This window comes from Reinekea forsetii (genome assembly GCF_002795845.1).
Classification (GTDB): Bacteria; Pseudomonadota; Gammaproteobacteria; order Pseudomonadales; family Natronospirillaceae; genus Reinekea; species Reinekea forsetii.
Genome location: NZ_CP011797.1, coordinates 2506081 through 2530607, shown reverse-complemented (window position 1 = coordinate 2530607; position 24527 = coordinate 2506081). Strand labels below are relative to the sequence as shown.

The following is a 24527-nucleotide window of genomic DNA, read 5'->3' as shown; positions in this document are numbered from 1 at the left end:
GCCGAAGTCAGAGCTTGAGCCAAGTATTGATCTACTGACCTTAGCACTGGATTGATTTGGCCGCTAGCAGCTTTTTTATGTTGTATTAATTACGCGCTGACGGGGCAACTGGACTAGAGGCTTTTCGGTTAATCGATTTTTCTGGCATTTAATTGAGCGGGGTCCGAGGATTAATGTTATAACTTCAAACGCCATCTTGGCATTGATCGATCGATATGGACTATTTTCTCCTAACTATTATGCCATCTTTTTTCACATAGATAATGGCTTGTTGTTCCGTTTTGGTACGAACGCTAGCGCCATTAATTTCTAGATAGCAGTTTGGATAGCTGGTCGACTTTGCACTGATGAAGGGTGTTGGATGGTCATGCTCCTGAGGAGTTGCCCGTCTTCGCCGCCGATCGATTTCCTTCAAAGCATCTTGTAAGATTAGTAAAGAACTTTCGATCTTTCGTATTTTATGTAATTCGTCTTTACTGCGTGCGATTTCTTCGCTGCCCGCTGGCACCGCTGGCGGCAATAAGTTGCGTAGTTTTTTTGCCTGATTGACACGCTGGTCCCGAATGAAATCGAGTTTCCGAAATAGATCTGTAACAACCTTGGAATATCCCAGGGTGATTTTAGTGACGCTATAAGCTTGGCTACCTAATGTCTTAGCGGTAACCGATTCGACCGCATGGGTTTCACCGCCGACTAATCTACCCTTGCCGCCTTTATTGCCGACAGCGACTCTTTTCCCAGCCTTAAGGTTGGAATTGAATATGTATTCTTTGACGGTGATGTTCTTACCGGCGTTTAGGTAAGCCAGATTGATGTATTGAGCCTCTATCGAGCCGCCGGCTTCGAGAACGCAATCGTATTCCGGAAGTCCTATCCCCGGCACATCCATGTTAGGGTCACCCAAAACTCCGCCGTCGACGATAAGATTGTTACCGGCTTTCACCTGTGCTCGCTCGACGATGCCCTTTATGAAAATATTACCGGTGGCTTTAACCTTCATGTCGGGGTGTACATCGCCTTTGATCAAAACCGAACCGTCAAATTCAACATGACCAGTGGTAATGTCAATCTTATCAAATTCTAAACTGGTATCTATGCGCCCGCCGTCTTCAAATATGACCGGATGGCCAGTAATGTGGGCATATATTATTTCAGGATTTTCTTTGTCAAAAAAGGTGCCAGTCATATTTCTAGACCAGGGTATTACTATCCCAGGTGAAGATTTGAGGGCTTCAGAAAAGATATTGTAGCCATCTTTACCAGGTTTTGGTGGAAGCCGTTCCATAATGGCGGTGCGGGGTTCGACGATTACGTAGGATTTTCCGGCAAGATGATCGATGCTGTCGTTTATGGCCCTAACCTCACCACTGGGCTGAATGCTGTCCTGTGCCACCAAGGAAATGAACTGGCTATCAACTCCCGGCATGGCTGCTCTGCCGATCGCAACGGTAATCCGCCGGGCCTCAGGTGCAGCGACAACCGCCTTAAGACTGGCCAGATCGATAAGGTCAGCAGCAACCAGGTTTGCGCTTAACCCTTCTCTGAGATTCTCAACGCTTAGGTCTACGCCGCCTTGCGCGGGCACAACATCAATGTAGGCCGCCATGTGGTCTTCACTCAAGACCACCTCGAAGGTTGCGTCACAGCGTGAAGCGATGGCAAGCCGACAGGGCACCTTTTGGTCATAGTAATCGAGCAACGTATCGATAATCGAGCCAGCTATGCGCCACTCCAGTAAACTGGCCTCAGACAACGCCTTATCGATATGCGCACGCTTCAGTTTTGAGCGGACCTCGCTTGCAAGCAAAACACCGAATGCCGTGCCAGATTTTTCATCAACTTCCAGGTTGAAGGCAAGGTGCTTGGGTCGTATCTGTTCAATATTGTTGGTCATACTTTGTCCGTGAGCTGAATGCTAAGGGCGAACGCGATTGCAAAAAAACGGCCCGCTTGGCGAATTCCCTGTTGGACGCAACGCTTGAGTTCGAAAAACTGTTTTAGTGCAGCTACATTCTTAATCAACTCTATAGCTTGAATATGACCGTGATTTAACAATTACATAGGCCAGAAGCTCGAATAGATTATATTAATGCTTTATTAAAATTAATACAATTGCAGACCTATCGACCTATCGACCTATCGACCTATCGACCTATCGACCTGCAGAGCAGCTTGCAATGCTTTTAAATTGTCAGCATTGTACTTTTTTATGATGAGGGTGTTGCCAGCGTCGACGAGTAACGAGCTAGCTTGGCTTTACTTTCAGGCCGATATAACAGTGTAAGGCTTTGAGCATTCGGTGTGATTAAATGGGGTTTGGTTAGGCTTGAGTTGGCAAGCGTGGACTCGGTGGCTAAGGTTGCGATCTAGTCGAGCTGCTATTATAAGGGATGTCACTAGACATCCGACGCTCGAGCGCGGTGATTAAACTTGAAGTTGTTTATAAACCTACTGTCCTCTAAGCGTTACAGATAAACGAAATACTTCAGCAAATCCTTCCAGGTGACAATGCCTTCAATAGCCATTTTGGCATTGACGATCGGTAAGCAGCTGATGTTGTTTTCTAGGATTAAAATGGATGCCGCATCGATCGGGGTGTCGACATCAATCATCAACATATCGGTCGCCATAATGTCGGCCACTTTTATAGTCGACTCGAATTCCGGGTACGCCATGGTGGTGCTATTGAGGGTAAATTCGGCGATTTGATCGCGTATGTCTTGGTGTGAAATGATCCCAACCAGTTTACCATCTTCTTCCACCAGCAAATGGTGAAAGGGCGCGGCGTCGAGTATCTCCTTGGCATCACGCAAGGTGTTTTGAGGCGAAACCCTGGTTACATCAACTGTCATGATCTCAGTTATATTCATTGACCCATATGTCCTATAGTTTGGTAACTAATTTTGAGTATTTTTTCTCATAGGCAATGGCCCTATGTTCTGTTGTGACCCGCATTCTGACACCATTGATATTTAGATAACAGTTTGGGTAGCAGGCCGAAGTTGCCCCGATAAATGGCTGTGGATCGGCGTCTTCACCGAGAACGGCCTGCTTTCGACGTCGATCAATTTCGTTCATATCATCTTTTAACTTTAGCAGCGTACTTTCAATTTTTTGAATTTTATTTAATTCGTCGTCACTGCGCTCGATCGGCTCGTCGTCGTCAGACTCCGGTGGTGGCAACAGTTCGCGTAATTTTTTTGCCTGGTTGGCACGTTGTTCGCGAATGAAATCGAGTTTTTCCAAGGTATCGATAATGCTTTTGGACGAGCCGAGACTTATTTTGGTGATATTATAGGCTTCGCTGCCCAGCGTCTTAGCGATCACCGATTCAACCGCATGGGTTTCGCCACCAACCAATTTGCCCTTGCCACCGTTTTGACCGATGGCGACGTTATTGCCAGCCTTGAGTTTGGAGTTAAAAACGTATTCCCGAACGCTGATGTCGTCACCTGCGGTTAACCAAGCGAGGTTGACATACTTGGCCTCAATCGACCCATCGGCTTCGAGGATACATTCGTACACTGGCAGGCCGTCCTCCGGCACCTCCATATTGATGTCGCCAAGAATGCCGCCGGCCACGGTAATGTCGCTACCTGCCTTTACAGTGGCCCGCTCGACGACACCCTTAACAAAGACATCACCAGTCGCTTCAACCTTCATCTCGGCGCGGACATCGCCTTTTATAAATACCGAGCCATCGAAGGTGACATGACCCGTGGTTACGTCTATCTTTTCAAATTCTAGGCTGGCATCTACACGTGCCCCGTCTTTAAAAAAGACCGGATGGCCGGTAATCTCAGAAACCAAAATATCTGGATTGTTTTCGTCAAAAAGCGTGCCGGGCATTTTATCTGCCCAAAGGATTTGCTCGCCTGGTTTAGAGGTTAAGACTTGGCCGAAAACATCGAAACCATCCTTGCCGTCTTTCGGTGCAACCCGTTCAACTATTGGGGCTAGCGGTTCAACGGTGACATAGATCTTGCCGGCCAAGTGGTCGACACTGCCGTATTGGTCTACCACAATCTCGGCCTCGGCATAGGTATGTTCCGCCACCAAAGTGACGAACTGGGTGTCGATCCCTTGAACTGCGGCTCTGCCGAGCGCGACAGTAAACCGCTCTGCTGATGGAGAGGCCATAACCGCATTCAGGGCGTCTTGATCAATGCGCTCAGCGGCTACTAGATTGGCCATTAATTCACTGTTCATATCCTCCACTGTGAGGCCCGTGCCCCCTTGCGCAGGCACTACATCGATATAGGCCTCCATGTTGTCGGGGCTCAGGGTCACTTCGAAGCTCGCATGTTTGCGCAAGGCGATAGCGAGGCGACACGGTTTTTGCCGCTTAAAGTTACTAATCAAAATATTGATTACACGGCCTTCTTTGGCCCAATGGAATACGCCGGCTTTGGACAGTGCTTCATCAACGACTGGCCGCGTCAGTTTTGAGCGCTCATCGCTGGCGACCAAAATCCCGAATACAGTGCCAGTTTCTTCATCCACCTCGATAGAAAAAGCAACGTTTCTGGGTGTGCGATCTGTGTTGTTTTCGGTCATAACATTCCTGCTAACTGAAATTGGAATAAGGCGTTTCTGAGTTGGCCAGTGTGTATCAAAAATGCGTTAAGCAGCTGCCTATCACGCGACGAACTGTCTCACCGTCGCGCGCCCTAAGTTACTCGGGAGCGTGGTTCAGTTTCTTCTTTTTAATTGGCAGCTGACCACCCGATTCCGGTTGGTTTATGGTTGGCATTTCCTTACCTTTGCGCTTGCCGAGGTTCTTGCGCAGCGATTTTTTCGCTGTCTTTTTCTTACTGCCGTCGGCGCTTTTCTTCTGTTTGCTGCCGGCCGGCTTGCCATTGGCCTTGAGGTTTTTTGGGCCGGTATATTTGGCCTTCAAGGAGCCGATCAGGCGTCGTTCAAAGTGCAGCTTCAAGTACCGTTCAATGCTTGACATCAGCGAGTAGTCGAGCGAGTTGACCAAGCTGACGGCCAAACCACTGCGCCCGGCACGTCCGGTTCGACCCACTCGATGGACGTGTTCATCACCGCTTTGCGCCATATCGAAGTTGATGATCAGGTCGACGCCATCAATATCCAAGCCGCGTGCCGCCAAATCGGTTGCGACTATCACATCTACCGCGCCTTCGCGGAACTTGGCCATAATCTTGTTGCGTGTGTCTTGCTCGACTTCGCCGTGCAGGCTATTTACCTTGAGCTTGTGATAGCGCAATACATTACCCAGACGCTCGGCCTGGACGCGGGTCTTGGTAAAGACAATCGCCTTCTCAAAGGTTTCATTGGTCAATAACCAATGCACCAGTGTCTCTTTGTGCTTAACATCGTCGCTGAAAATAACCTGCTGTTCGATGCTTTGTTGCAGTATCTCATTCTTTACTTTAATAAACTCAGGCTCGTGCAGCAAGGATTTAGCCACTGTGGCGACACCCTTGTGCTTCAATGTTGCCGATAGCAATAGGTTTTGGTGTTTGCCGGTGCATTTGCTCGTGATGGCCAGCACCTCCTCGCGGAAACCCATGTCGAGCATACGGTCGCATTCGTCTAGGACCAAAAATTCGACATCGGAAAAGTCTGCCGTGCCTTTCTCTAGGTGTTCGGTCAGGCGCCCTGGTGTAGCGATCACTACTTCTGGGTTGCGGCGCAGCAACGATGCCTGATATTGGAATTCTTGACCACCGCGAATAATGACTGATTTGATACTCGATAAGCGGCATAGGGCTTCGCAGTCTTTTTTCACCTGGAGTGCCAGTTCCCGAGTGGGCACCAGAATCAACAGGCGTACCGAGGCGTTGGGTTTGGTCTCACTCATGATGTGATGCAAGGCCGGGATCAGGTAGGCCCCGGTTTTACCGCTGCCGGTTTCAGCACTGATCAGTAAATCCTTGCCCGCCAAGGCCGGTTCCAGGCTGATGGCCTGCACTTCGGTTGGTTTTGTCCATTTCAGATCAACAAAGGCGGCGCATAGCTTAGGGTGAAGATTGGATGTTTCGAACAAAGAGAAAGCCTCAAAAGGGTGCGAAGGTTAGAGACTGGCAGTTTAACAGGTTTGAACACAAGTGGCTGACATTTAGTCAGCCCAGATGGGATTCATGTAGGCAGGCCCTTAAGGCCCGAGAGGGGCCTGAACCGTGCCGTTCGTCAGGGCTGACGGACGCATCGGACAGTCTGCGTTCAGGGCATTAAAAGCCGTCCAACGCCTCATCGATAATACCCATCAACAACTCGGTAATCGGCGCTGTGGCCGGTTCTGCGCTGAAGGGCTGCTGGATGGCGATAAAGGTTTGATCCGCCTGTCCGGTCAGGCTATAGACCGCGATGGCATAGGGGCAAAGCGTGATGTTGTGAGGGTTGGAGGCGGCTAGGGCGTGGGATAGATCGGCCTTACAGAACAACAGTATTTCGGCGTCCTGATAGACCGGTGTGGTCACACCAACAGCCTGCGCGGTGCGCGCTAGCATAGCACCGGCATGCGAAATGTAGGAAATCACCAAGCCGCGCGATTCAATCGCAAACACTAGGTTGTCGCGCGTGCTGATGAAGTCACTGTCGGTACTGAACACCCACGAGGGGCCTTCTTGGCTATAGAGCGCTTCGGCTTGACTCCAAACAGAGCTCAGTAACAGCCCTAAGCTGAACAATAGGATACGGATCATTGGCCACCCGACTGCAGCGCTTGGCGTGCGTTGTCAATGTTCTGATCAAAGTAATACCAGTAAAAATCGGCATCGCGATAGCCTTCGATACGCTCGGCCACTTCCTCGCCTTGGGCATTGAGAAATAGGATCGTAGGCGTCGCAATAACCCGATAGCGGGTTACCAGATCGTCCGGCGTAATCATTTCATCATTGCGCCAGCGCACCGGCGTTGTATCGTCCCAGACCAGCTTTTGCAAGCTAATGGCCTGCTGATACGCCAGGGTATTGACCACCGCGGGCATCACCTCACGTTCGAGTCGCTTGCAATAGGGGCAGGTTGAGTGCGCGACATAGAGCACCAGTGGTTTGCCCTCGGCGGCCATCGCACCCAGGGCTGCCGGAAAGTCGGCCTTGGCAAAGATCAGGTCGCTGCTGGCCCAGGCGCCGACGCTGAGCAGCACAGCGGTGCTCAGCGCGGCCAGCGGTTTAAAGATTGCTCTAGAGATCATCCAGTATTGCCTCAAACAGTTCATCGGAATAAAGATCGCGGAAAAAATGGTCCGCACCCTCGATCAAATGGGTTGAGATGAGCGGATTGTTGATGAATTCCGACTGATATTCCATTAACCGGTCCGACAGAGGGTCTTCGCTGCCGAGGAAGATTTGTGTCGGGATGTCGATCTTGGCAATCAGGCTCGGGGTATGTTTGTTCGGTGTCGGCAGATAATAGGACAAAAAGGCTTCGGCTGAGACTTTGGCGAAGGTGCAGTAGAGCACGGCCGCTTCGGTAATGGGCTCAACCTGGTTGTCCAGACCCTGAAACAAGCTAACCTGTTCGGCTAAGGACTTGCCGTACCGATTTTCGAAGCTTTTCGTCACGCGAGCCTGTTCATAGGTGGCTGGGGCAATCAGCGCTAAGCGTTCGAGGCCAGGGTAATGATAGGTTTGGTAAAACAAAGACGCCTGAGCGCCGCCGCGAGAGTGCGCAATCAAGACGAATTTCGTGTGTCCCTGAGTGCCCAGCCAATCGAACCAGGCCTTGAGTTCTTCCACTGCCTGTTGATGGCTGCCGACTACCGGCATGGTTTCGCAAATCATAAACGATTTGCGATCGTCGATACCCAGGCTGAGACTCAGATTCAGGCTGGAATAGCCCTCATAGGTCGCCAGATCCTGCAGGTAGGTCGGCAGTTCGGTATCGTGGTGCATCCAAGTGCCATGCAGAATCACCATAACGGGCTTTTCATGCGCGGCATCGTCGTTTTCATAGTTGGCGTTTAAGCGCAGCCCATCGTGACGAATCTGTACCGGTTCGGCAGAGACCCAACTCGACATTACTAGACTGGCTAGAACAGAGCATAACAAACTAGCGACACGGATTAGCATAGTTGACTCACTTACAAATAAAGTGGCATAGCGCATCATGCTAAGCCTGGGTTAGAGGGAACATTACGCAATTCGGGCGTATTGATCTTTTTCAGTGCAATTGTCTGCTGGTCCTGCAGGTAGGTAGCGACGGTATCCCAAATGGGTTCGCCCTCAGACTGGGAGCCAACCGTGGCCCAGCCCGATACCTTATATTCTTTACTGGCGTCGATAGGAGTACCGTTATCGAGGCGCATATTGTCGATCCGCTTGCCCATGCTGGCGGTCGGATCGATGCGGTAATCCATGCCGCCTAAGCGCACCATATCGCCACCCTGTTGGTAATAGGGATCGGCGTTAAAGAGGTTATCGGCGACATCTTCCAAAATCAGCTTCAGATCGGCGCCCGACATCATCCGAGTGTAGGTTTCCGGATAGGTGATACAGGTCTGATCGAGCACATTTTCCATGGTGATGGTCTGGCCCGGCAAGATCGTGGTCCCCCAGCGGAAGCCCGGCGAGAGCGATATTTGGGAGTCGTTGACGGCCCGTAAGGCATCACAGATAACCTGATCGAAGGTGCCGTTAAAGTTACCGCGGCGGTACAGCAGATCATCGGACTTGGCCAGCGGACGCTGCAGCTGGGCCAGGTAGGGCTGGCGAATGTCGGTGATCAATTGACTCATAGTCGGGTCGGCCCGCAGGTAGTCGGAGAATACCGGCAACAGACGATATTGATAGCTGTCGATACCACTGGCGCCAAACTTCAGATCCAACACACCCAAAAATTTGCCATTGGAGCCAGCGTTGGTGACGAGGGTTATGCCGGCCTTATTTTTGACTTCGATCGGGGCTGGGATACCGTCATGGGTGTGCCCGCCTAAGATCGCATCGATGCCGGTGACATCGGCGGCCAATTTCAGGTCGACGTCCATACCATTGTGCGACAGCAAAACCACCGCATCGGGCTTCTCCGTGCTGCGAATCTGGTCAACCAGTTCCTGCAAGTCGAGCGGATTGATGCCGAAAGTCCAATCGGGAATAAAGCGTTGCGGGTTGGCAATCGGCGTGTAGGGGAAGGCCTGGCCGACCACGGCGACACGACGGCCACCGAGTTCCTTGATCACATAGGGTTGAAAGGCGTGACCGCTAAACTCATCCCAAGCCTCGGCACCGTCGAATAGGGCGTCTTCTTTCACCTTAACGTTTTGCGCAATAAAGTCACCGTTAAAGGCGGCGATATTGTCTCTGATTTCGGCGTCGTTGTAAGTGAACTCCCAGTGTCCGGTCATAACATCGACACCGAGCAGGTTACAGGCATCGACCATATCGCGCCCGCGGGTCCACAGGGCGGTGCCGGAGCCTTGCCAGGTGTCGCCACCATCGAGCAGGAGCGTCTTATTGGCGCCGAACTCACCGCGCATCAGATCGATCAGGGTCTTTAAATGCGCAAAGCCACCGACGCGACCGTACATCTGTGCGGCGTTGGTGAAATCCAATGCGGTATAGGCATGCGCTAACTGACTTTGGGCGTCAATACCGAAGTAATTTAGTAGGGCATCATTCACCAGATGGGGCGGCCGGCCATAGGCAGCGCCAAAGCCCAGGTTGACGGTCGGTTCGCGAAAATAAACCGGCATCAATTGTGCGTGGGTATCGGTCATATGCAACAGTCGGACATCGCCACTGTTGGGTACCTGGTATAAATCCTCGTTGGCGCGGCCCAGGCTGATACAGCCCGGCAAGATGCCCGCTGCGCCGGCTAACCCTAAAAGACGAGAAAATTCACGACGAGACAGTTGCATAGGAGTGTTCCATTGGTTAGGGATGGTAAACAATTTGGTGGTACAAGACCGGTTCGACAACCAAGCGCTGCCGAACCGATTAGTTGCTACATGGGAATATACTGCTGCCAGTTTTCACGCATAAGCTTGCCTTGTTCTAGTGCAAGCTTGGCTTGCTCATAAGCCTCATTGGCCAATTGATAGGCCTGATCTTCTTGGCCATCGGCCAGAGCTTTCTTGGCGTCTGCGATATAACTGGCGGTATCCCGCCATTCATACCCGATTTCGCCGGCGGCCTTATTCATTACCTCAGCCTCAGCGATCATCTGCGTGGCATTGGTCGCTTCTGCGGCACTTGCCAAGCCACTCAGAGCGAGCATCAGGCTGAGCACTAGGCTCGACAACAGGGTGTTTATATTTATCATGCTAGCGCTCCTCATTTTCGGCTACCGGGGCCATTAAAGACCAAACCATTGGACATCACCGTTTGGAAATATTCCAAGTTGCGATATTCAGGTGATTGGGCCGAAAAGGCTTTGGCGCGGATGTTTTCATTACAGCCGCCATAGCGACGGTGCAGCGTACCCAGGGCATCCCACTTGGTGCGGAAGGTTGGGAAATGGGACGTTTGCCCCAGTCCTGGAGACGGTACATCGGCACGCAGATAGAAGCCGGTGGCGCGCATATGACAGTCGGCACAGGAAATATTGAACTGGCCGCGCTTGGAATAGAAAAATTCCTTGCCGTCCATATAGGCGTTGTAGGCCCCTTCGCTGGCAACATCGACATTGATCGCCTGACCACGGCTGACAAAAGACATATAAGCAGAGACCTTAGCTAAATCACCCTTCTTATACTTGAGTACTTTTTCGCCGTTAGCCTCGCGACATTCGTTGATCGCCAACTCAAGCGTGATCACCATCGCGCGGTCTTCGTCGTAGTAAGGATATTGGCTGCGAACCGCGCCATCACCAAAACAGGTAGCGTAAGAACTGCCGTTGGCAAAGGGCGTCTCATAGAGGGCCTTGCCTTGGTCAACACTCAGCTCATAGGGTGGAAATTCTTCTAATGACTCCCACTGCGAGCGAGCATCGGCATCGATGGAGTACACGCCATTGATGTAGTCAGCTTTTTCGGTGTCCGGGAAACGCTTTTCAAAAAACGCCTGAAAGGTGGTGACATCATCTTGAACTAACGCGGGGTAATCCATGCCGGCTTTTTTACTCATCGGCATACAAGCGGAGGCCACTAATGTGGCGACAGTCAAGCTGAGGGTCAGTTGAATTCTTGTTGTAAACATAACCGCTCTCCATTCAATGGGTTTAACGAATTTCGACCTCGGTAGATTCGTTTTCGCCCTTGTTATCGACCCAAGACATAGTAAAAGTCTCGCCGCTGTTGCCGCCTTGAAACGAAAAGGCCAGGTAGGGATCCTTCGATACGGACGGTCCCAACTCACAGTGAAAAACGCGCTCACCGTTGTGGTTAGCTTCTACTTCGGTGATGTAGTGACCCGGAATCAGTTTGCCGTCGCCATCTTTGCGTCGACCGGTCTCCATTGGGTGTGCCAGAAGGGTCTTAACTATAACCGAGCCGTTACGTGCACTTGCTTTTACTTTCATACGAGTTCCCCTGATTTGTGTTAACCGCCGCAGCCGCCAATGGTGACTTTGACTTCTTGGCTGGTGCGATACAATTTGCCGTCTGCTTCAACCAGTACGATAAGGTTAGACGTCGCGCCCATGCGGATCCGCACTGAAACATCAGTGTTCATTCTGGGCTGAATGTTAAAAGAGCAGCTCAGCGGAGATGGGTTCTTTTCGACAAAAACACTGATGCTCTTGGCTGCCAGGGTGGTGGCAATCGAAATAGGCACAACCGCGCCGTTTTCGGCGATCGATGGTGCTTTAAGTTGAATGGCATCACTGTCAGCGATGGCCAAATTGCCATAGCGTTCGACGATGGCAGTGTCCAGATCGGTAGCGGCAAAAGCACTGGCGCTCCAGTTGGCCCAAACGACACGCGGTAAGTTGACCACAGCCACCAAAAAGGCGACCGATTTGCCCACACGTGTCATAAATTGTCGACGAGATTGATTCATGTTTTTTCCTCTTACAACGTATACAAGTATTCAACCAGCCAATTGATTTCGTCTTCGCTTAACATGCGATGAGCACCGAAGGGCGGCATTATAGTGAGTGGGTTTTTGACGCGAGCGTCGTAGATTTGGTCGAATAAATCCTGCTGCTTGGGAAACCGTGCCTGCATTTGCACCAGCGGTGGACCATAGTTGCCTGGTAAGTTACCACCCGGCATCATATGACAGGAGATACAGTTGCCTTTGGTGCGGGTATAAACGACGTCTTTACCCTTTTCCACTTCCACCGTGCCGGCCCAGGTGGGCGCCGACATTAAGAAAGCCAGGAGCGGGATTGCTAAGTGTCTTACTTTCATTCTCTCCACCTTTTCTTGTTGTTGTTATAAGAAAGCCGCCGCAGGTTATCGGCTGCTTTCCACCATGAAATCTACCGCATTACGCACCTGTTCATCGCTCAGCTGAGTCTGCCCACCTTTGGCCGGCATCATCCCCTTGGCACCTTGAAAACCGTTAATGGCGTTGCCATAAAGCGTTTCCATACCGGTACCGACTCGAATCTCCCAATCTGGCTTGTCGCCGAGTCTCGGCGCGCCTGCCATGCCGGATGAGTGACACACCGTGCAGGCCTGATCATAGGTAGCCTGGCCTGCTTGTGCCGATGCGCTCAGAGATGAGCTCTCGACGTCAATTTCCGCCGGCTCTTCATAGGCGACGCCATCGTTGCCGTCTTCCTTGAAGTGATCGGTCGGTGTGATGCCGGTGAGTGAGGCAACGACTTGGATGCTGGCCGGGTCTTTACAGTCGGCCATGCAGCGCGGGTTGGCGGCATCGGGGCGATCGTCGCGATAAAAATTGCCGGCATTGGGCATCACGATTGCCGCCAAATTTTTCTCGTTAAGAACGAACTCTTCTTCAACTATTTCGTTTAAATACAGCACGTAAGCCGTGATGGCATAGACCTCATCGGTCTCCAGGGACTGCGGTGCCGGGAAGGGCATGGCGCGATGAATATAGTCCCAGAGTGTTGAGGCATAAGGCCAATAGCTGCCGACCGTCTTATCCGGTCGATCATCCGCCAGCGTACCCTTGCCGCCGGCGAGTTTCGGCCAGCGTTTTTCGCCTTCGCCAAAGATGCCGTGACACGAGGAGCATTTTTCGTCGTAGAGATACTCACCATCGCTGACCGACCCTTGGCCGACGGGTAAGCCCAAACCGTCCGGTCGCACGTCTATATCCCAACCGGCCACTTCGGCCGGGGTGGGGGTGCGGCCCAGGTTTAGGGTGTCGGCGTTGACGAGCGACGATGCCAATAGGATTGGGGTAAGAAACAATGCTAGGTGGTGACCCTTAAGAAAGTTGGACATTGAAGACACTCCCGCTTTCAGTAACCTGCCAAGTATGGATGGAATTTTTATGATAAATAGAGTTCACCCCGCGCGATTGACGCAACTGACTCAAGGTCGGCTGGACATAGCCGGTTTCATCGATGGCGCGACTCTGTAATAGCAGCGGTTCGCCTTGCCAGTTATGCATAATTGAAAAACGCGTCAGTGCTTTCGATAGGACCAGACCCTTGAGCTGGGTAGGCCGCCACGTAACGCCGCCATCAAAGGAGATATCGACCGCCTTGACCTTGCCTTTGCCGGTCCAGGCGAGTCCTTCAATTTCATACCAGCCCTTGCCCTTAAAGGGGTTTTCCGGGCAGGGCGAGGTGATAACGGAGTTGCATTCCTGCACCCAGGTGAATTCGCGCGCGCGGCCATCGGGCATTAGGTCGGTGTATTTGGACGTCTCTTCACGCTGGTACCAAGGCTTGTCACCAATCTCTAAGCGGCGCAGCCACTTGATGCTGGTGTTGCCTTCCCAACCTGGGTTGAGCATGCGTATTGGATAACCTTGCTCCGGCCGCAACGGTTCGCCGTTCTGAGCGTAGACGATGATGGTGTCATCCATCGCCTTTTCTAATGGAATGCTGCGCGACATGGCGGCGCCATCGGCACCTTCGGCCAGAATCCATTTGCCTTCTGACTGCACGCCGACCTCGGCCAATAGGGTGGACAAGCGAACCCCGGTCCACTCACAACAGGACAGCATGCCGTGGGTAAATTGCAGACCTTCCATCTGCGGACCGCGCCATTCCATGCCGCCATTGGCGGGGCATTCGAGAAACTTGATTTCCGAGACACTCGGAAAGCGACGTAGATCATCCATGGTCAGGATCAGCGGTCGATCGACCAGGCCGTGAATAATCAGGCGATGTTCCTCGACATTGATCGTCGGCACGCCTGCATGGTAGCGCTCGAATACTAGGCCGTTGGGCGTGATGATGCCCTTGAGCTTGTGTATCGGCGAAAAGCTGATCGATGAGATCGGGTCGGCGGTCAACCAAGGCACGGTGCGGCGTACCACATCGGCTTCGTATTTGGAGGGCATGCCATAAGGATGGGTGACCACCCCAGTACCGAGCGAACGTGTCCAGCTGGGCACATTGGGTGGCAGGTTATCGCTCGCAAGTACCGATGGCGCTAATGCGACACCGGCGGCGCCGCCCATCATGGCCATGGCATTTTTCAGGAAGCCGCGGCGGTCGGAACCGGTAAGCTGCTCCCCATCGCTGTGGAGGCGCTTTAATAACCCTAGTTCGTCTGTTTTGTTAAAGCCGGCCATGGATTCTCCTATAAAATCTCATTATTCTTATTTGTTATATGCATAGCTCTATTTCAACTATGAGGTTAACAGACTTTTACTCGAACCATACGATCGAATATTCATAAGAAAGGCTTGGAGTATAAGTAATAAGAATATAAATTAAATTTTTCTAATAAAATTGCATCAAATATAGTCGTAACACCCCGCCCAGCAAGGGAGGCGTTGATTACTATAGAATTTCGGAGGCGATTTACAGGCAGGAAATTAATAAATGGATCTAACAAAAACGGTATTTGGTGTCTAAGTTCGCAACTATTAATCCCTTGGCTGGACCGGCAAGTTCAGCAAGCCATCATTGACGCTTGGCCTTGGGGCGGATGAGGGGCACACAGCGGGCCGGGCGGCACACACCAAGTCGCTGGCAATGGTCACATCTATTAGATAGTAGAGTGACGCCAAGCCCAGGTCGATCCGGCCCATATTGTGAAAGATCATCCCGACGGCCAAATCTTCTGCCGAGTAACGCTCGGCACTGGCGGCCATGGCACGGCTGGCCTGGCCGACCCGATCGTCGCCCAATAGCTGGAGCATTCGCCCGATGCCGCTGTGATAGGCCTGGACCAGCAACAGCGAGTAGAGCCGCTCGCGTTTGTTAGCCGGCAGGGTGCCGAAGCGGGCATCAAAGGCGGGTCGCAGGTTGCGGTCATTTTGTTGATAGAGCCGAACCACACAGTCGACCTGGGCCATACGGTGCAGATGAAAGCGCGGCGCAATTTCACAATCGGCCAAGACCTCCGGGCGCAATTGCATTAGACCGACGGCCTGCGCATTGGAGAAACTGCGTTTTTGGGCGCCACTTTCAATAATGATTTGCCCCAGCAGCGCCGTGAGCACCGCCTTTGAGGCGACATAGTCCTGACGTTTAGCCTTGTCTTCGAACACTTGCTGAACCAGGTCGACCAAGGGGATTGGTTGTTGCTCTGAGCCGGCGACCATATTATCCCAGGTGCCCCAGACGCGGTCTTTGCGGTTGGTGCCAAGCAGTCGCCCGAGCGCACTGGCCAGATCGACATGCGGCTGGTCGCAGCCCAGGGCGAAGGGGTAACCAATGTCCAGCCGGCTGCCGCCGATCCAACGATGCACGCGCTGTTCATCGAACAGTTGCGCGCGCAGGGTGTTGAGCAGGTCCTGATTCAAATCGACCGTGGCCGCGTTGTCGAACCAGGTTAAGAAATTGCCCCGTTGATCGAACAGTATATGGCGCTGCGGTACCTCACAGTAACTCTGCTCGAGCAACACCCAGCGGCGAATGGTCGAGAGATTATTATAGAGGCCGGCGCTAAAGACGTAGGGTGTGTCACGAATAACGGTCAACCACGGTGGGCTTGGCAATGGCTCTGCGCTGGCGAGGGAAAAGGCCAGCCACGCAGATGCCAGCACAGCGGCTTGACGCAGCGCACGCAAGGACTGTTTAAGGCTGGCACTATACAAGCTCAAAGTTAACCTCCTAAGGTGCGCCGAGGGCTGAGGGTAGTCGGGGCAAACTAAAATCCGACGGTCAGTTTAGCGCATGCAGGAGCGACGATAAAGCGGATCCGTCGAGTCCAGGCCAGTGCATCCTAGGGAGAAACTCTGCTACGATGCGGTTTTAGCCGTGGTGCCCACCTTTTGGCCAGACCGATCTGCAGCCGTTGTCACTATCCCCAGGCCACCTGTCTCTGTGCCCAGGTCACCACGATGCGCTGCGCCACCGCAATCGACATACTGCAGCACCCAGCGGAAACGCGCGTGGCTAAGAACACGGCGCGGATCTGCAAACTGTGCGTGCCTCAGACTCAAATTTGGATTGGCCAAGATCCGGCCGATTTCGCGGCTCTACAAGCTGAATTGGCCGCTGAGACGCGAGTGGTGTGGGTGCTGTACCCGAGTGATCTTGCGCAGCCATTCGGCGAGCTGATTGCGGCCGTCCAGCCTCAGGTTGGTGTGCGCTTACTGCTGCTCGATGCGACCTGGAAAAAGGCCTATAAGATGTGGCAGCTAAACCCCTGGTTGGACAAGCTGCCCAAGGCCAACCTCAGTCATCTGGAATCCAATTACCGCATCCGCAAAAGCCCTAAAAGCCACTACCTGTCCACGCTGGAAGCACTAGCCTACAGTTTGGCGGCGCTTGAGCCTGAGCTCGACACCCAACCGCTGTTCCGAGCCTTTCATGCTATGCAGGGTCACTTTCAAGTCCGGGATGTCCGGCGCGCGCCGGCCGCTACCGGGCTTGATGCGCCAGCAGATTAAGCCTTAACGCCGCGGCGGTAACTGCTCCCAATGCTCCAGAGCGTCGACCTCATGGTACCAGGGCGCCTTGGAGTCCCAATAAATATGGCCGCGCGGGCGCAGCTCGGGATCGTCATCGAGGGTGCCCGCCGGGACCACCACGTTACGACCGCCCTGTACCAACCAGGGTAGGGAGGAGCCGCAGGTCGTGCAGAAACAGGAGGCATAGTATTTGGCGCCAGTCGGTTCGAAGCGGGCCACATCGGCTTCGCCAGTAAGCCAGCGAAACTGACTCGGGGCGACAAACAAACTCGCCGCATGAGCACTACCACTGACTTTCCGACAACGGCTGCAGTGACAATATTGGAACAGGGCAAGTGGAGGATCGATCTCATATGTTACGCTGCCGCACAAACAACTGCCTTTCATGATTATATCCTCAGTAGCGCGCGCCGCCCTTGATTGCGCTCCGGCCTTGGCGGTAGCGAGGGGGCCGTTACGCATTGGTGGCCAATCACGTCGATTGGGGTGTTATTGCATTCTAAGCGCTGTCTGGTCCAATCACCATAAAGAATTGTCGATCTGCGGTGTAAGAAACGGTGAAAAAATACTTAAAAAAAACTTGAAAAAACAAGGGCGAAACACACTTATGAATTGATTGGCTCTAGGTTGGCCTGGTTATTTAGACCTTTTCGATCATGCCTTTCTAACAACCGTCTCAATTCCGTGAGTTACCGCAAAGGAGGGTGATTATGGAAACCAATCGACTACCCCGCTACGATGTATCCGACAATCCCACGCACTGCTGTCCTCGCTTCAACAGTCAGGGTTGGGATGAACAAGAACTCCACTTTAGCGCAAAGCGCTTCGTTATGGCCAAGACCCGCAGTCTCTGTCATGTGCCCCTCAATATGCACAGTGTTTTCAAGAAGACCCTAGCCGCGATCGATAAGGCCGACGCCCAAGAGGCAGAGCAGTTTATCGTGCTATCACATGACCCGTCGGCCTGGGCCGCAGAACACTATTTTGCCGTGAATCGGGATGTGCCCGGGCAAAAAATGCTCCAGCTCAGTGGTGACTATCTGACCAAGGTCTTTGAGGGCCCCTACAGCGACGCCCCGAACTGGGCTCGGCACATGACATCTCTGGTGCGCAGCCGTGGTAAGCAGGTGCTCAAGCACTACTTTTTCTACACCACCTGCCCAACATGTGCCAAGTACTACGGCAAGAACCCCGTGGTAGCGGTGGCCGAAGTCGGTCCTGTTGCCACGAGTCATGGCGGGTAGGCTCCAAGCGGGGGTAATGCGAGGAGTCCACCCTCCCTAGATAGGCTAGATTAAGGCCTTAGTGTCGGCCCGCAACTGGTCGCCTTGCCATTGGTGCACCTTGCGGATGGAGCCATCCGCAGAGCGACTCAGGCAGAATATGTGCTCGCGTGGAAATAATGCGCTCTTAATATCCGCAATCATGGCCTTGGCGTTATCCGCCGTCGCCATAAACTCGGTTATCAACAGATAGTCTCGACGTGGGCAGTACTCCAAATAAGGGGTGGTCTCCACATTTACTAAATGCTGAATAGTGCGGCTGTTGACCCATTCCCAGATCACAAAGCCGGTTGGCTGATGTTGACTGTCGAAATACAGCTTCAGCTGACCGCGTCGTAGGGCCGGCACTATATCGATCGATAAATTCCACAATCGATAGCCCTTATGGAAGCTGCTCTGGTTCAGCAAACACATTACGCTACCTAAATTCTCATGGTACTCAGGCGCGTACCGTAACGTAGACGCGCGGTTAAGATGCGTCATTACCATATCCTCCTGATGCGTTTGTGCTCGTCGAGTTCCGAGCGTTGCAGCAGGTGGGCCATTGCAAAGGTGGGCATTGACTCTTTAAGCGTCTTGAAAATCTGCAAGGGGCTCGAAAAGGGGCAAATAAGATCGTAAAACCACAGATAGGGCGCGTCCCGCGGGATAAAAAACCGTTCGGGTTGTTCCAGCTCGCCAGAGTTGTGCGCCAATAGTTGACGATGTTGCTGTTCATTAAAATGTGCCCAGCTAACATAAGCATAGGGTCTATTTTTAAAATCGAAGAAGAAGCGTGTCTGATGAATACGTGCAGCCGCGCAGACCCTATTGACCAACTGTGGAATGGAGATTTCCGACAGCTCATCCTGATGCAATGCCAGGTCCGTGACCATGCCCAGACGCGCAGAATCGGTAAGTCGAGTGGCATCAATTTCTGAGCAAACTGCCAGAGGGCTTTCGATATCGTGGTTCATACGGACTCCTTTTTATGTCAGTGACTGCGGGCTGGCGCCCAATCCTTTTTCACCGGTTAACCTGTCTGGATAAAATTAATCGGCAGTCGCCGCCAGACAATCCCATAGTAAGAATAACTAATGTGATAAAGCAAATAAAAATAAAGATAAAAATAAAAAAATAAATAAATGAAATTTTTTAGATCGCTGATTGATTTTTTTTGTTATCGATTTTTTTTGCTGGAGGCTTTTTCATATCACCCGATAAAGGCCAGGCCCAATCGCTGTTTTAGATTTTGTAACCGCGCTAGGCCAGGGGGCGGGGCCGCTGGCTTTTCAAACACGGAGCTTCAACGCAAGTTATAGACCATAGGGTCTGCTGCCAACCGATTGGAAGAGTATTGTTCGCAACCGAGAGCGACAAGTGAGGCTGATTCTTGGCCCAGCTGTATTAAACGTGCAGGTGGACACTCAGTATTGATCGGTCACCGATCTTATCAGCGGTTACAGTCAAGCCCTGGCACTGGCGAGTAGGACGGCTATAAGGCTGCTGACGCCGGGTTTTGCTCCAGCCGAGCCGAGTGTCCCTCATTATTGGCCTTAGGCACTATCTTGGTGCTTTTTTAGCTCGATCGAGTAAGTCCATGCCGTATTGGTGCGTCCGAGTGAAATCTGCAAACTCAATCCTAATCTGGCCTGGAAGCCCGGATAACGGTCTCTGCGCACTTTTTTCTAGGACAAACAGCTGCTTAGCAAGACTAATTTCGATCGAACTAGCTGATTTGGACACTCATACCTGACTCCAAAGCAGTCTAAGACGGGGCAGCAGAGCCTAGACGCACTACAATGATGCGCAAAATATGCCCGGGTGCATTAAATTGGTGCAATTCTAGCCAGCGACGATTACATCGAGATACGAAGCCGCTGTCGAGCCCCGCCATAGGGCCTTGCCATGCGCAGCAGCGCGGTTTTTCGCCTGTTGGTTTGATTTTTGCTTTATTGATGCTAGCTCTTCTTGACCCTGCGATCTGACAGCCCTCGTTGGCTGGCGCCGCGGTGGTGACAGAGACTCTTAGAGTGCTTGTTTACTGCTCATGGTCAAAAAGAGAACTAATTTCGCTAATTATTTTGAGGACTTTTTTAGATGGCTGGCAATCAATCCCGTTTAGACGCTATATCCCATATCACCAACCGTGCACCGCTGTCGGTATCGATGCCTGAGTCGATGAAAGACATCTGGGCCAGCGATGTATTTAACCTGGCGTCAATGGAAGAAGCGCTGTCTAAAAATGCCTTCAAGGCTATTAAGAAGACAGTCAAGACTGGAGCGACGTTGGATAACGCGACGGCCGATATAGTGGCGTCAGCGATGAAAGATTGGGCCATGGCCAAGGGCGCCAAGTTTTTCTCGCACATTTTTTATCCGATGACCAATGCAACGGCTGAAAAGCACGATGGTTTTATTGTTACCAACCCAGATGGCCACGCCATCAATGAGTTTACCGGCAGCCTGTTAATTAAGGGTGAGCCCGACGGTTCCTCGTTCCCGAACGGCAGTTTGCGGATGACCAACGCGGCACGTGGTTATACCGCCTGGGATCCAACTAGCCCAGCTTATATTATGAACACCGATAACGGTTCGACACTGATGATACCGAGCATCTTTATGTCTTGGACCGGTGAAGCACTAGACAAGAAGATTCCTCTGTTGCGCTCCAACGCCGCGATGAACACCGCAGCACACAAGGTGTTGGCGCTAATGGGCGAGGCTGAGATCGCGCCGCTGAATTCAAGCTGTGGTGCCGAGCAAGAATACTTCCTAGTTGATGCTAACTTTGCCAATAGCCGTCCCGATCTGCTGTTAGCCGGACGCACCCTGTTTGGCGCCGCGCCGGCCAAAGGCCAGCAGTTTGATGATCATTATTTCGGTGCCATTCCGGCACGTGTACAAGTCTTTATGCAAGACTTCGAGAACAAACTCTACAAGCTCGGTATACCGGCTAAAACGCACCACAACGAAGTGGCGCCTGGCCAGTTTGAAATTGCGCCTTACTATGAAGCTGCGAACGTCGCCGCTGACCATCAGCAATTGCTGATGACCGTGATGAAGCAGACTGCCAAGGAACATGGTTTCTTGTGTTTGTTGCATGAAAAGCCGTTCGCAGGCTTAAACGGTTCGGGCAAGCATGTTAACTGGTCTGTGGGCAACTCCACCCAGGGTAATCTGTTGGATCCGGGCAATACGCCGCATCAAAACCTCAACTTCCTGCTGTTCTGCGGCGCGGTCATCCGCGGCGTTCATAAACATGGACCGCTGTTACGGGCCGTTATTGCAACCGCTTCTAACGACCATCGCTTGGGTGCTAACGAGGCACCACCGGCCATTCTGTCGGTCTATTTGGGTGATCAGTTGGAGCAGGTCTTCAGCGATATTAAAGATGGTAAGCTCGATGCAGTCTCCGATGGCGGCTTTATGGATTCAGGTCTGTCTCAGATACTGAAATTCAAACGCGATCCCGGCGATCGTAACCGTACTTCACCGTTCGCCTTTACTGGTAACCGATTTGAGTTCCGCGCTGTTGGTTCGTCACAGTCTGTGTCGGGCCCGCTAGTGGCGATGAATACCATCCTGGCTGACTCGCTGGAATGGATTGCGGCAGCCTTGGAAACTGAATTGAAGGCCGGTGTCGAACAGACTGCTGCAGTCACCAATGTTTTGAAAGCATTGCTCAACGATCATGGCAATGTGATCTTTGGTGGTGACGGCTATTCGTCAGATTGGCATAAGATGGCGGTTGAAGAACGCGGCCTGAAAAATATTCCAACCACACCGGATGCTCTACAAGCCTTCTTGGCACCGGACGTGATCGATCTGTTCGATAAGACTGGGGTATTAACGCCGGTTGAATTGGCCAGCCGCTATGAAGTCTACGCCGAGCAGTACGTCTTGACGGTTGAGGTTGAAGCGAAATTGGTGGCCGAGATAGCCACTACCAGCATTTATCCTGCCGCGATCAGCTATCTGTCGACGCTCGGCCAGACTGCCGCAGGCCTATCGGCCATGGGTGTCGAACTCGATAACTCGGTCGCCAAAACCGTTAGCGCCGAAACCAACGCCATGATGGCTGCGGTGACTCAACTGCAAACAGCTTTAGGCGAGCATGACTTTGCCGACGCCCATGCCCATATGACGTTCTTGTGCACCACCGTACTGGTGTTGATGGAAACGGTCCGCAGCCATGCCGATGCTTTGGAAATGATTGTCTCCGATGACCTGTGGCCTTTGGCGAAATACCGCGAAATGCTCTTTATCAAATAGTCGGTCACCCAGGATTCAACCGGCTAAGGCTTTAACTTAGCCGCGCCTGAACCTGTGCAGTGCAATCGAAGCAGCCTTAAAGGCTGCTTTTTTTATGGCTGAGGTTTGTGCCCTCTTGGTCTGAGCGGGTTATGGCTTGGGTTCTTGAGCCGCAGAGGGGCTTGGCCGGTCGGCCGGATTGCTGTCGCGATGGCAGAGTAAGTCGTTCTCCGCCTCGGCCAACAGCTCCTTGATCTTGGCAAGAAAGGGCGCGTTCTGGCTGAGCGGAACATCCTTGCGATACAGCTGCGCGGAATCGATCATCGCTTGTCGGTCGCGGCGATCAAATTGATCCGCCATCAGCGCCGCCCGCTCCGGTTTGATGCCCAATGCTTGAAAGGCCGAACGACCCATGCGGATTGAACTGTCATAGGTTTCTCGGACTATATCGCGACAACCCACAGCCCAAAGATCATAAACATGATTACGATCGACGGCCCGGGCCAAGACATGCAGGTTGGGGTATGCCTTGATCACGTGCCCGACCAGTTCGGTAATTTGCTCTTTACCATCGATGGCCACAACCAGCAGCGCGGCCTTTTCGATACCGGCCGAATGCAACAGGTCGGACCGGCTGCCGTCGCCAAAAAAGACGCGTAAACCGATGGTGCGCAACATCTCCAACTGACCGGAGCTGTAATCGATAACCGTGGTCTTGTAGCCGGCCGCACCCATCATGCGGTTGACGATGCCACCGACCCGGCCGTGGCCGATGATAATGATGTCATGTTGTTCGCTTATCTCATCCATCTCTCTTTCTTGGCCGTTGGCAAAGCGCGGTTCGATCACGCGATCAAACACGATAAACAGCAGCGGGGTAATCATCATCGATAGGGCGACAACCAGCATCAGCAGGTCGGCGATTGCCGCTGGAATGACCGAACTGGCCACAGTAAAGGAAAGGAGTACAAAACCGAATTCGCCGGCCTGCGCCAGTGACAGCGCCATCAACCAGCGATCGGCGCCGCGCACCTTAAAGACCCAGCCTAAGACCAACAATATGCCGGCCTTGAGCGCCACCAAGCCAAGGGTCAGGGCGAGCACGTTCGTGGCGTTATCGAACAGCAGATCTAGGTTGATGTTGGCCCCGATGGTGATAAAAAACAGTCCGAGCAACAGGCCCTTGAATGGTGCTATATCCGATTCCAGTTCATGGCGGTATTCGCTGTTAGCCAGCACCACCCCGGCTAAAAAAGTACCTAGGGCGGGGGAGAGACCGACCAGTGTCATCAATAGGGCGATGCCGATCACCATCAATAGGGCGGTCGCGGTAAAGAGTTCGGGTAAGCGCGCGCTGGCAATAAAACGAAACAATGGCCGCGTCAGGTAGCTGCCGACAAAGAGCACAAAGGCGATGGCTGCAACGGTCACCAAGGCTCTTTGCCAGCCACTTAGGCCGGCTACTAGGCTGAGCGATGTGGCATGCTCGCCTGCTGAAAGATCTTGCGCCGATGCGCCGGGGGCGACCAGCTCGGATAAAGCCAGTAATGGGATTAATGCGAGCATCGGGATAACGGCTATATCTTGAAACAACAGAACGGCGAAGCTGGCCTGACCACCGTCGCTTTTAATCAGGTTCTTCTCGTTCAGTGTTTGCAGCACAATCGCCGTTGACGACAAGGCAAGGACAAGACCGATGGCCAAGGCAACGCTCCACGGCTGTCCAAGCAGCATTGCGATCGACATCACCGCCAGGGTGGTGCCAGTCACCTGTAAGCCGCCGAGGCCGAGTAACTTGTGGCGCATCTGCCAGAGCAGCTTGGGTTCCAGTTCCAGGCCGACCAGGAACAGCATCATCACTACACCAAATTCGGCAAAGTGCTGGATCGACACTAGATCGACATGCAGCCAAGACAACAGGGGGCTGATGGCGATGCCGGCGATCAGATAGCCCAACACTGAGCCCAACCCCAGCCGAGTGGCAATAGGCACCGCGACGACACCGGCTATTAAAAATACAAAGGTCAACAGGAGCACATCGGTCATGTTAGGGGTTTTCCATTAGCGCAGTGACGATAGGCTGGAGTATAGCGGGAAAAGGTGATCGGACGGTAAGGTGTGAACTCGGGGGCTAACGCATTGAGCGCAG

At 52.6% G+C, this 24527-nt stretch carries 23 protein-coding genes; 3 read left to right on the top strand and 20 right to left on the bottom strand.

Features of this window, described 5'->3' with window-relative positions:
- Positions 1–220: 220 nt before the first annotated feature.
- The 16 genes from REIFOR_RS11610 to REIFOR_RS11535 form a co-directional block, all read right to left on the bottom strand.
- Positions 221–1894, bottom strand: a complete 1674-nt coding sequence (locus REIFOR_RS11610; protein WP_100257717.1) for a DUF342 domain-containing protein — start codon at positions 1892–1894, stop codon at positions 221–223.
- Positions 1895–2465: 571 nt separating this feature from the next.
- Positions 2466–2870 (bottom strand): CBS domain-containing protein, encoded by a 405-nt coding sequence (locus tag REIFOR_RS11605; protein WP_100257716.1) that lies wholly within the window; start codon positions 2868–2870, stop codon positions 2466–2468.
- Positions 2871–2883: 13 nt separating this feature from the next.
- Positions 2884–4557 (bottom strand): DUF342 domain-containing protein, encoded by a 1674-nt coding sequence (locus tag REIFOR_RS11600; protein ID WP_100257715.1) that lies wholly within the window; start codon positions 4555–4557, stop codon positions 2884–2886.
- 118 nt (positions 4558–4675) lie between these two features.
- A complete protein-coding gene (locus tag REIFOR_RS11595) occupies positions 4676–6016 on the bottom strand; it encodes a DEAD/DEAH box helicase (RefSeq protein ID WP_100257714.1) in 1341 nt (446 codons plus the stop codon).
- A gap of 184 nt (positions 6017–6200) precedes the next feature.
- Positions 6201–6674, bottom strand: a complete 474-nt coding sequence (locus REIFOR_RS11590; protein WP_100257713.1) for a DUF302 domain-containing protein — start codon at positions 6672–6674, stop codon at positions 6201–6203.
- The gene (locus REIFOR_RS11585; RefSeq protein ID WP_158524370.1) at positions 6671–7165 is read right to left on the bottom strand and encodes a thioredoxin family protein; all 495 of its coding nucleotides are present in this window, start codon (positions 7163–7165) and stop codon (positions 6671–6673) included. Before REIFOR_RS11585 ends, REIFOR_RS11590 begins: the two co-directional genes overlap by 4 nt.
- Positions 7155–7991: an alpha/beta hydrolase gene (locus REIFOR_RS11580; protein WP_100257711.1), complete on the bottom strand. Its 837-nt coding sequence runs from the start codon at positions 7989–7991 to the stop codon at positions 7155–7157. Before REIFOR_RS11580 ends, REIFOR_RS11585 begins: the two co-directional genes overlap by 11 nt.
- A gap of 86 nt (positions 7992–8077) precedes the next feature.
- Positions 8078–9826 carry a thiosulfohydrolase SoxB gene (gene soxB, locus REIFOR_RS11575; protein WP_100257710.1) on the bottom strand — a complete coding sequence of 583 codons (1749 nt, stop codon included), beginning with the start codon at positions 9824–9826 and terminating at the stop codon, positions 8078–8080.
- 86 nt (positions 9827–9912) lie between these two features.
- A complete protein-coding gene (locus REIFOR_RS11570) occupies positions 9913–10230 on the bottom strand; it encodes a SoxAX-binding protein (protein ID WP_100257709.1) in 318 nt (105 codons plus the stop codon).
- Positions 10231–10241: 11 nt separating this feature from the next.
- Positions 10242–11105 (bottom strand): sulfur oxidation c-type cytochrome SoxA, encoded by an 864-nt coding sequence (gene soxA, locus REIFOR_RS11565; RefSeq protein ID WP_227003669.1) that lies wholly within the window; start codon positions 11103–11105, stop codon positions 10242–10244.
- Between the two features lie 22 nt (positions 11106–11127).
- The gene (soxZ, locus tag REIFOR_RS11560) at positions 11128–11427 is read right to left on the bottom strand and encodes a thiosulfate oxidation carrier complex protein SoxZ (RefSeq protein WP_100257708.1); all 300 of its coding nucleotides are present in this window, start codon (positions 11425–11427) and stop codon (positions 11128–11130) included.
- A 20-nt stretch (positions 11428–11447) separates the two neighbouring features.
- Complete coding sequence (soxY, locus tag REIFOR_RS11555; RefSeq protein WP_100257707.1) at positions 11448–11906, bottom strand: thiosulfate oxidation carrier protein SoxY; 459 nt, start codon at positions 11904–11906, stop codon at positions 11448–11450.
- A gap of 11 nt (positions 11907–11917) precedes the next feature.
- Entirely contained in the window at positions 11918–12259 is a 342-nt protein-coding gene (soxX, locus tag REIFOR_RS11550; RefSeq protein ID WP_227003668.1) for a sulfur oxidation c-type cytochrome SoxX, read from the bottom strand.
- A 45-nt stretch (positions 12260–12304) separates the two neighbouring features.
- The gene (locus REIFOR_RS11545; RefSeq protein ID WP_100257705.1) at positions 12305–13267 is read right to left on the bottom strand and encodes a c-type cytochrome; all 963 of its coding nucleotides are present in this window, start codon (positions 13265–13267) and stop codon (positions 12305–12307) included.
- A complete protein-coding gene (gene soxC, locus REIFOR_RS11540; RefSeq protein ID WP_100257704.1) occupies positions 13251–14570 on the bottom strand; it encodes a sulfite dehydrogenase in 1320 nt (439 codons plus the stop codon). Before soxC ends, REIFOR_RS11545 begins: the two co-directional genes overlap by 17 nt.
- A 297-nt stretch (positions 14571–14867) precedes the next feature.
- Positions 14868–16049 carry a hypothetical protein gene (locus REIFOR_RS11535; RefSeq protein ID WP_100257703.1) on the bottom strand — a complete coding sequence of 394 codons (1182 nt, stop codon included), beginning with the start codon at positions 16047–16049 and terminating at the stop codon, positions 14868–14870.
- A 171-nt stretch (positions 16050–16220) separates the two neighbouring features.
- Between REIFOR_RS11535 and REIFOR_RS11530 the strand changes: the two genes are divergently transcribed.
- Positions 16221–16841 (top strand): tRNA-uridine aminocarboxypropyltransferase, encoded by a 621-nt coding sequence (locus REIFOR_RS11530; protein WP_158524369.1) that lies wholly within the window; start codon positions 16221–16223, stop codon positions 16839–16841.
- 3 nt (positions 16842–16844) lie between these two features.
- Here the strand turns inward: REIFOR_RS11530 and REIFOR_RS11525 are convergent, their stop codons facing one another.
- A complete protein-coding gene (locus REIFOR_RS11525) occupies positions 16845–17249 on the bottom strand; it encodes a GFA family protein (RefSeq protein WP_100257701.1) in 405 nt (134 codons plus the stop codon).
- Positions 17250–17572: 323 nt separating this feature from the next.
- On the opposite strand from REIFOR_RS11525, the gene REIFOR_RS11520 reads away from it, so the two are divergent.
- Entirely contained in the window at positions 17573–18106 is a 534-nt protein-coding gene (locus tag REIFOR_RS11520; protein ID WP_100257700.1) for a hydrolase, read from the top strand.
- Positions 18107–18151: 45 nt separating this feature from the next.
- Here the strand turns inward: REIFOR_RS11520 and REIFOR_RS11515 are convergent, their stop codons facing one another.
- On the bottom strand, positions 18152–18628 hold the full coding sequence (locus REIFOR_RS11515) for a toxin-activating lysine-acyltransferase (RefSeq protein ID WP_158524368.1): 477 nt from the start codon (positions 18626–18628) through the stop codon (positions 18152–18154).
- Complete coding sequence (locus REIFOR_RS11510) at positions 18628–19101, bottom strand: toxin-activating lysine-acyltransferase (protein WP_100257698.1); 474 nt, start codon at positions 19099–19101, stop codon at positions 18628–18630. The genes REIFOR_RS11515 and REIFOR_RS11510 overlap by 1 nt, the downstream gene beginning before the upstream one ends.
- A gap of 1123 nt (positions 19102–20224) precedes the next feature.
- Between REIFOR_RS11510 and REIFOR_RS11505 the strand changes: the two genes are divergently transcribed.
- Positions 20225–22399 carry a glutamine synthetase III family protein gene (locus tag REIFOR_RS11505; protein ID WP_100257697.1) on the top strand — a complete coding sequence of 725 codons (2175 nt, stop codon included), beginning with the start codon at positions 20225–20227 and terminating at the stop codon, positions 22397–22399.
- Positions 22400–22528: 129 nt separating this feature from the next.
- Here the strand turns inward: REIFOR_RS11505 and REIFOR_RS11500 are convergent, their stop codons facing one another.
- Entirely contained in the window at positions 22529–24424 is a 1896-nt protein-coding gene (locus REIFOR_RS11500) for a monovalent cation:proton antiporter-2 (CPA2) family protein (protein ID WP_100257696.1), read from the bottom strand.
- Positions 24425–24527: the final 103 nt, after the last annotated feature.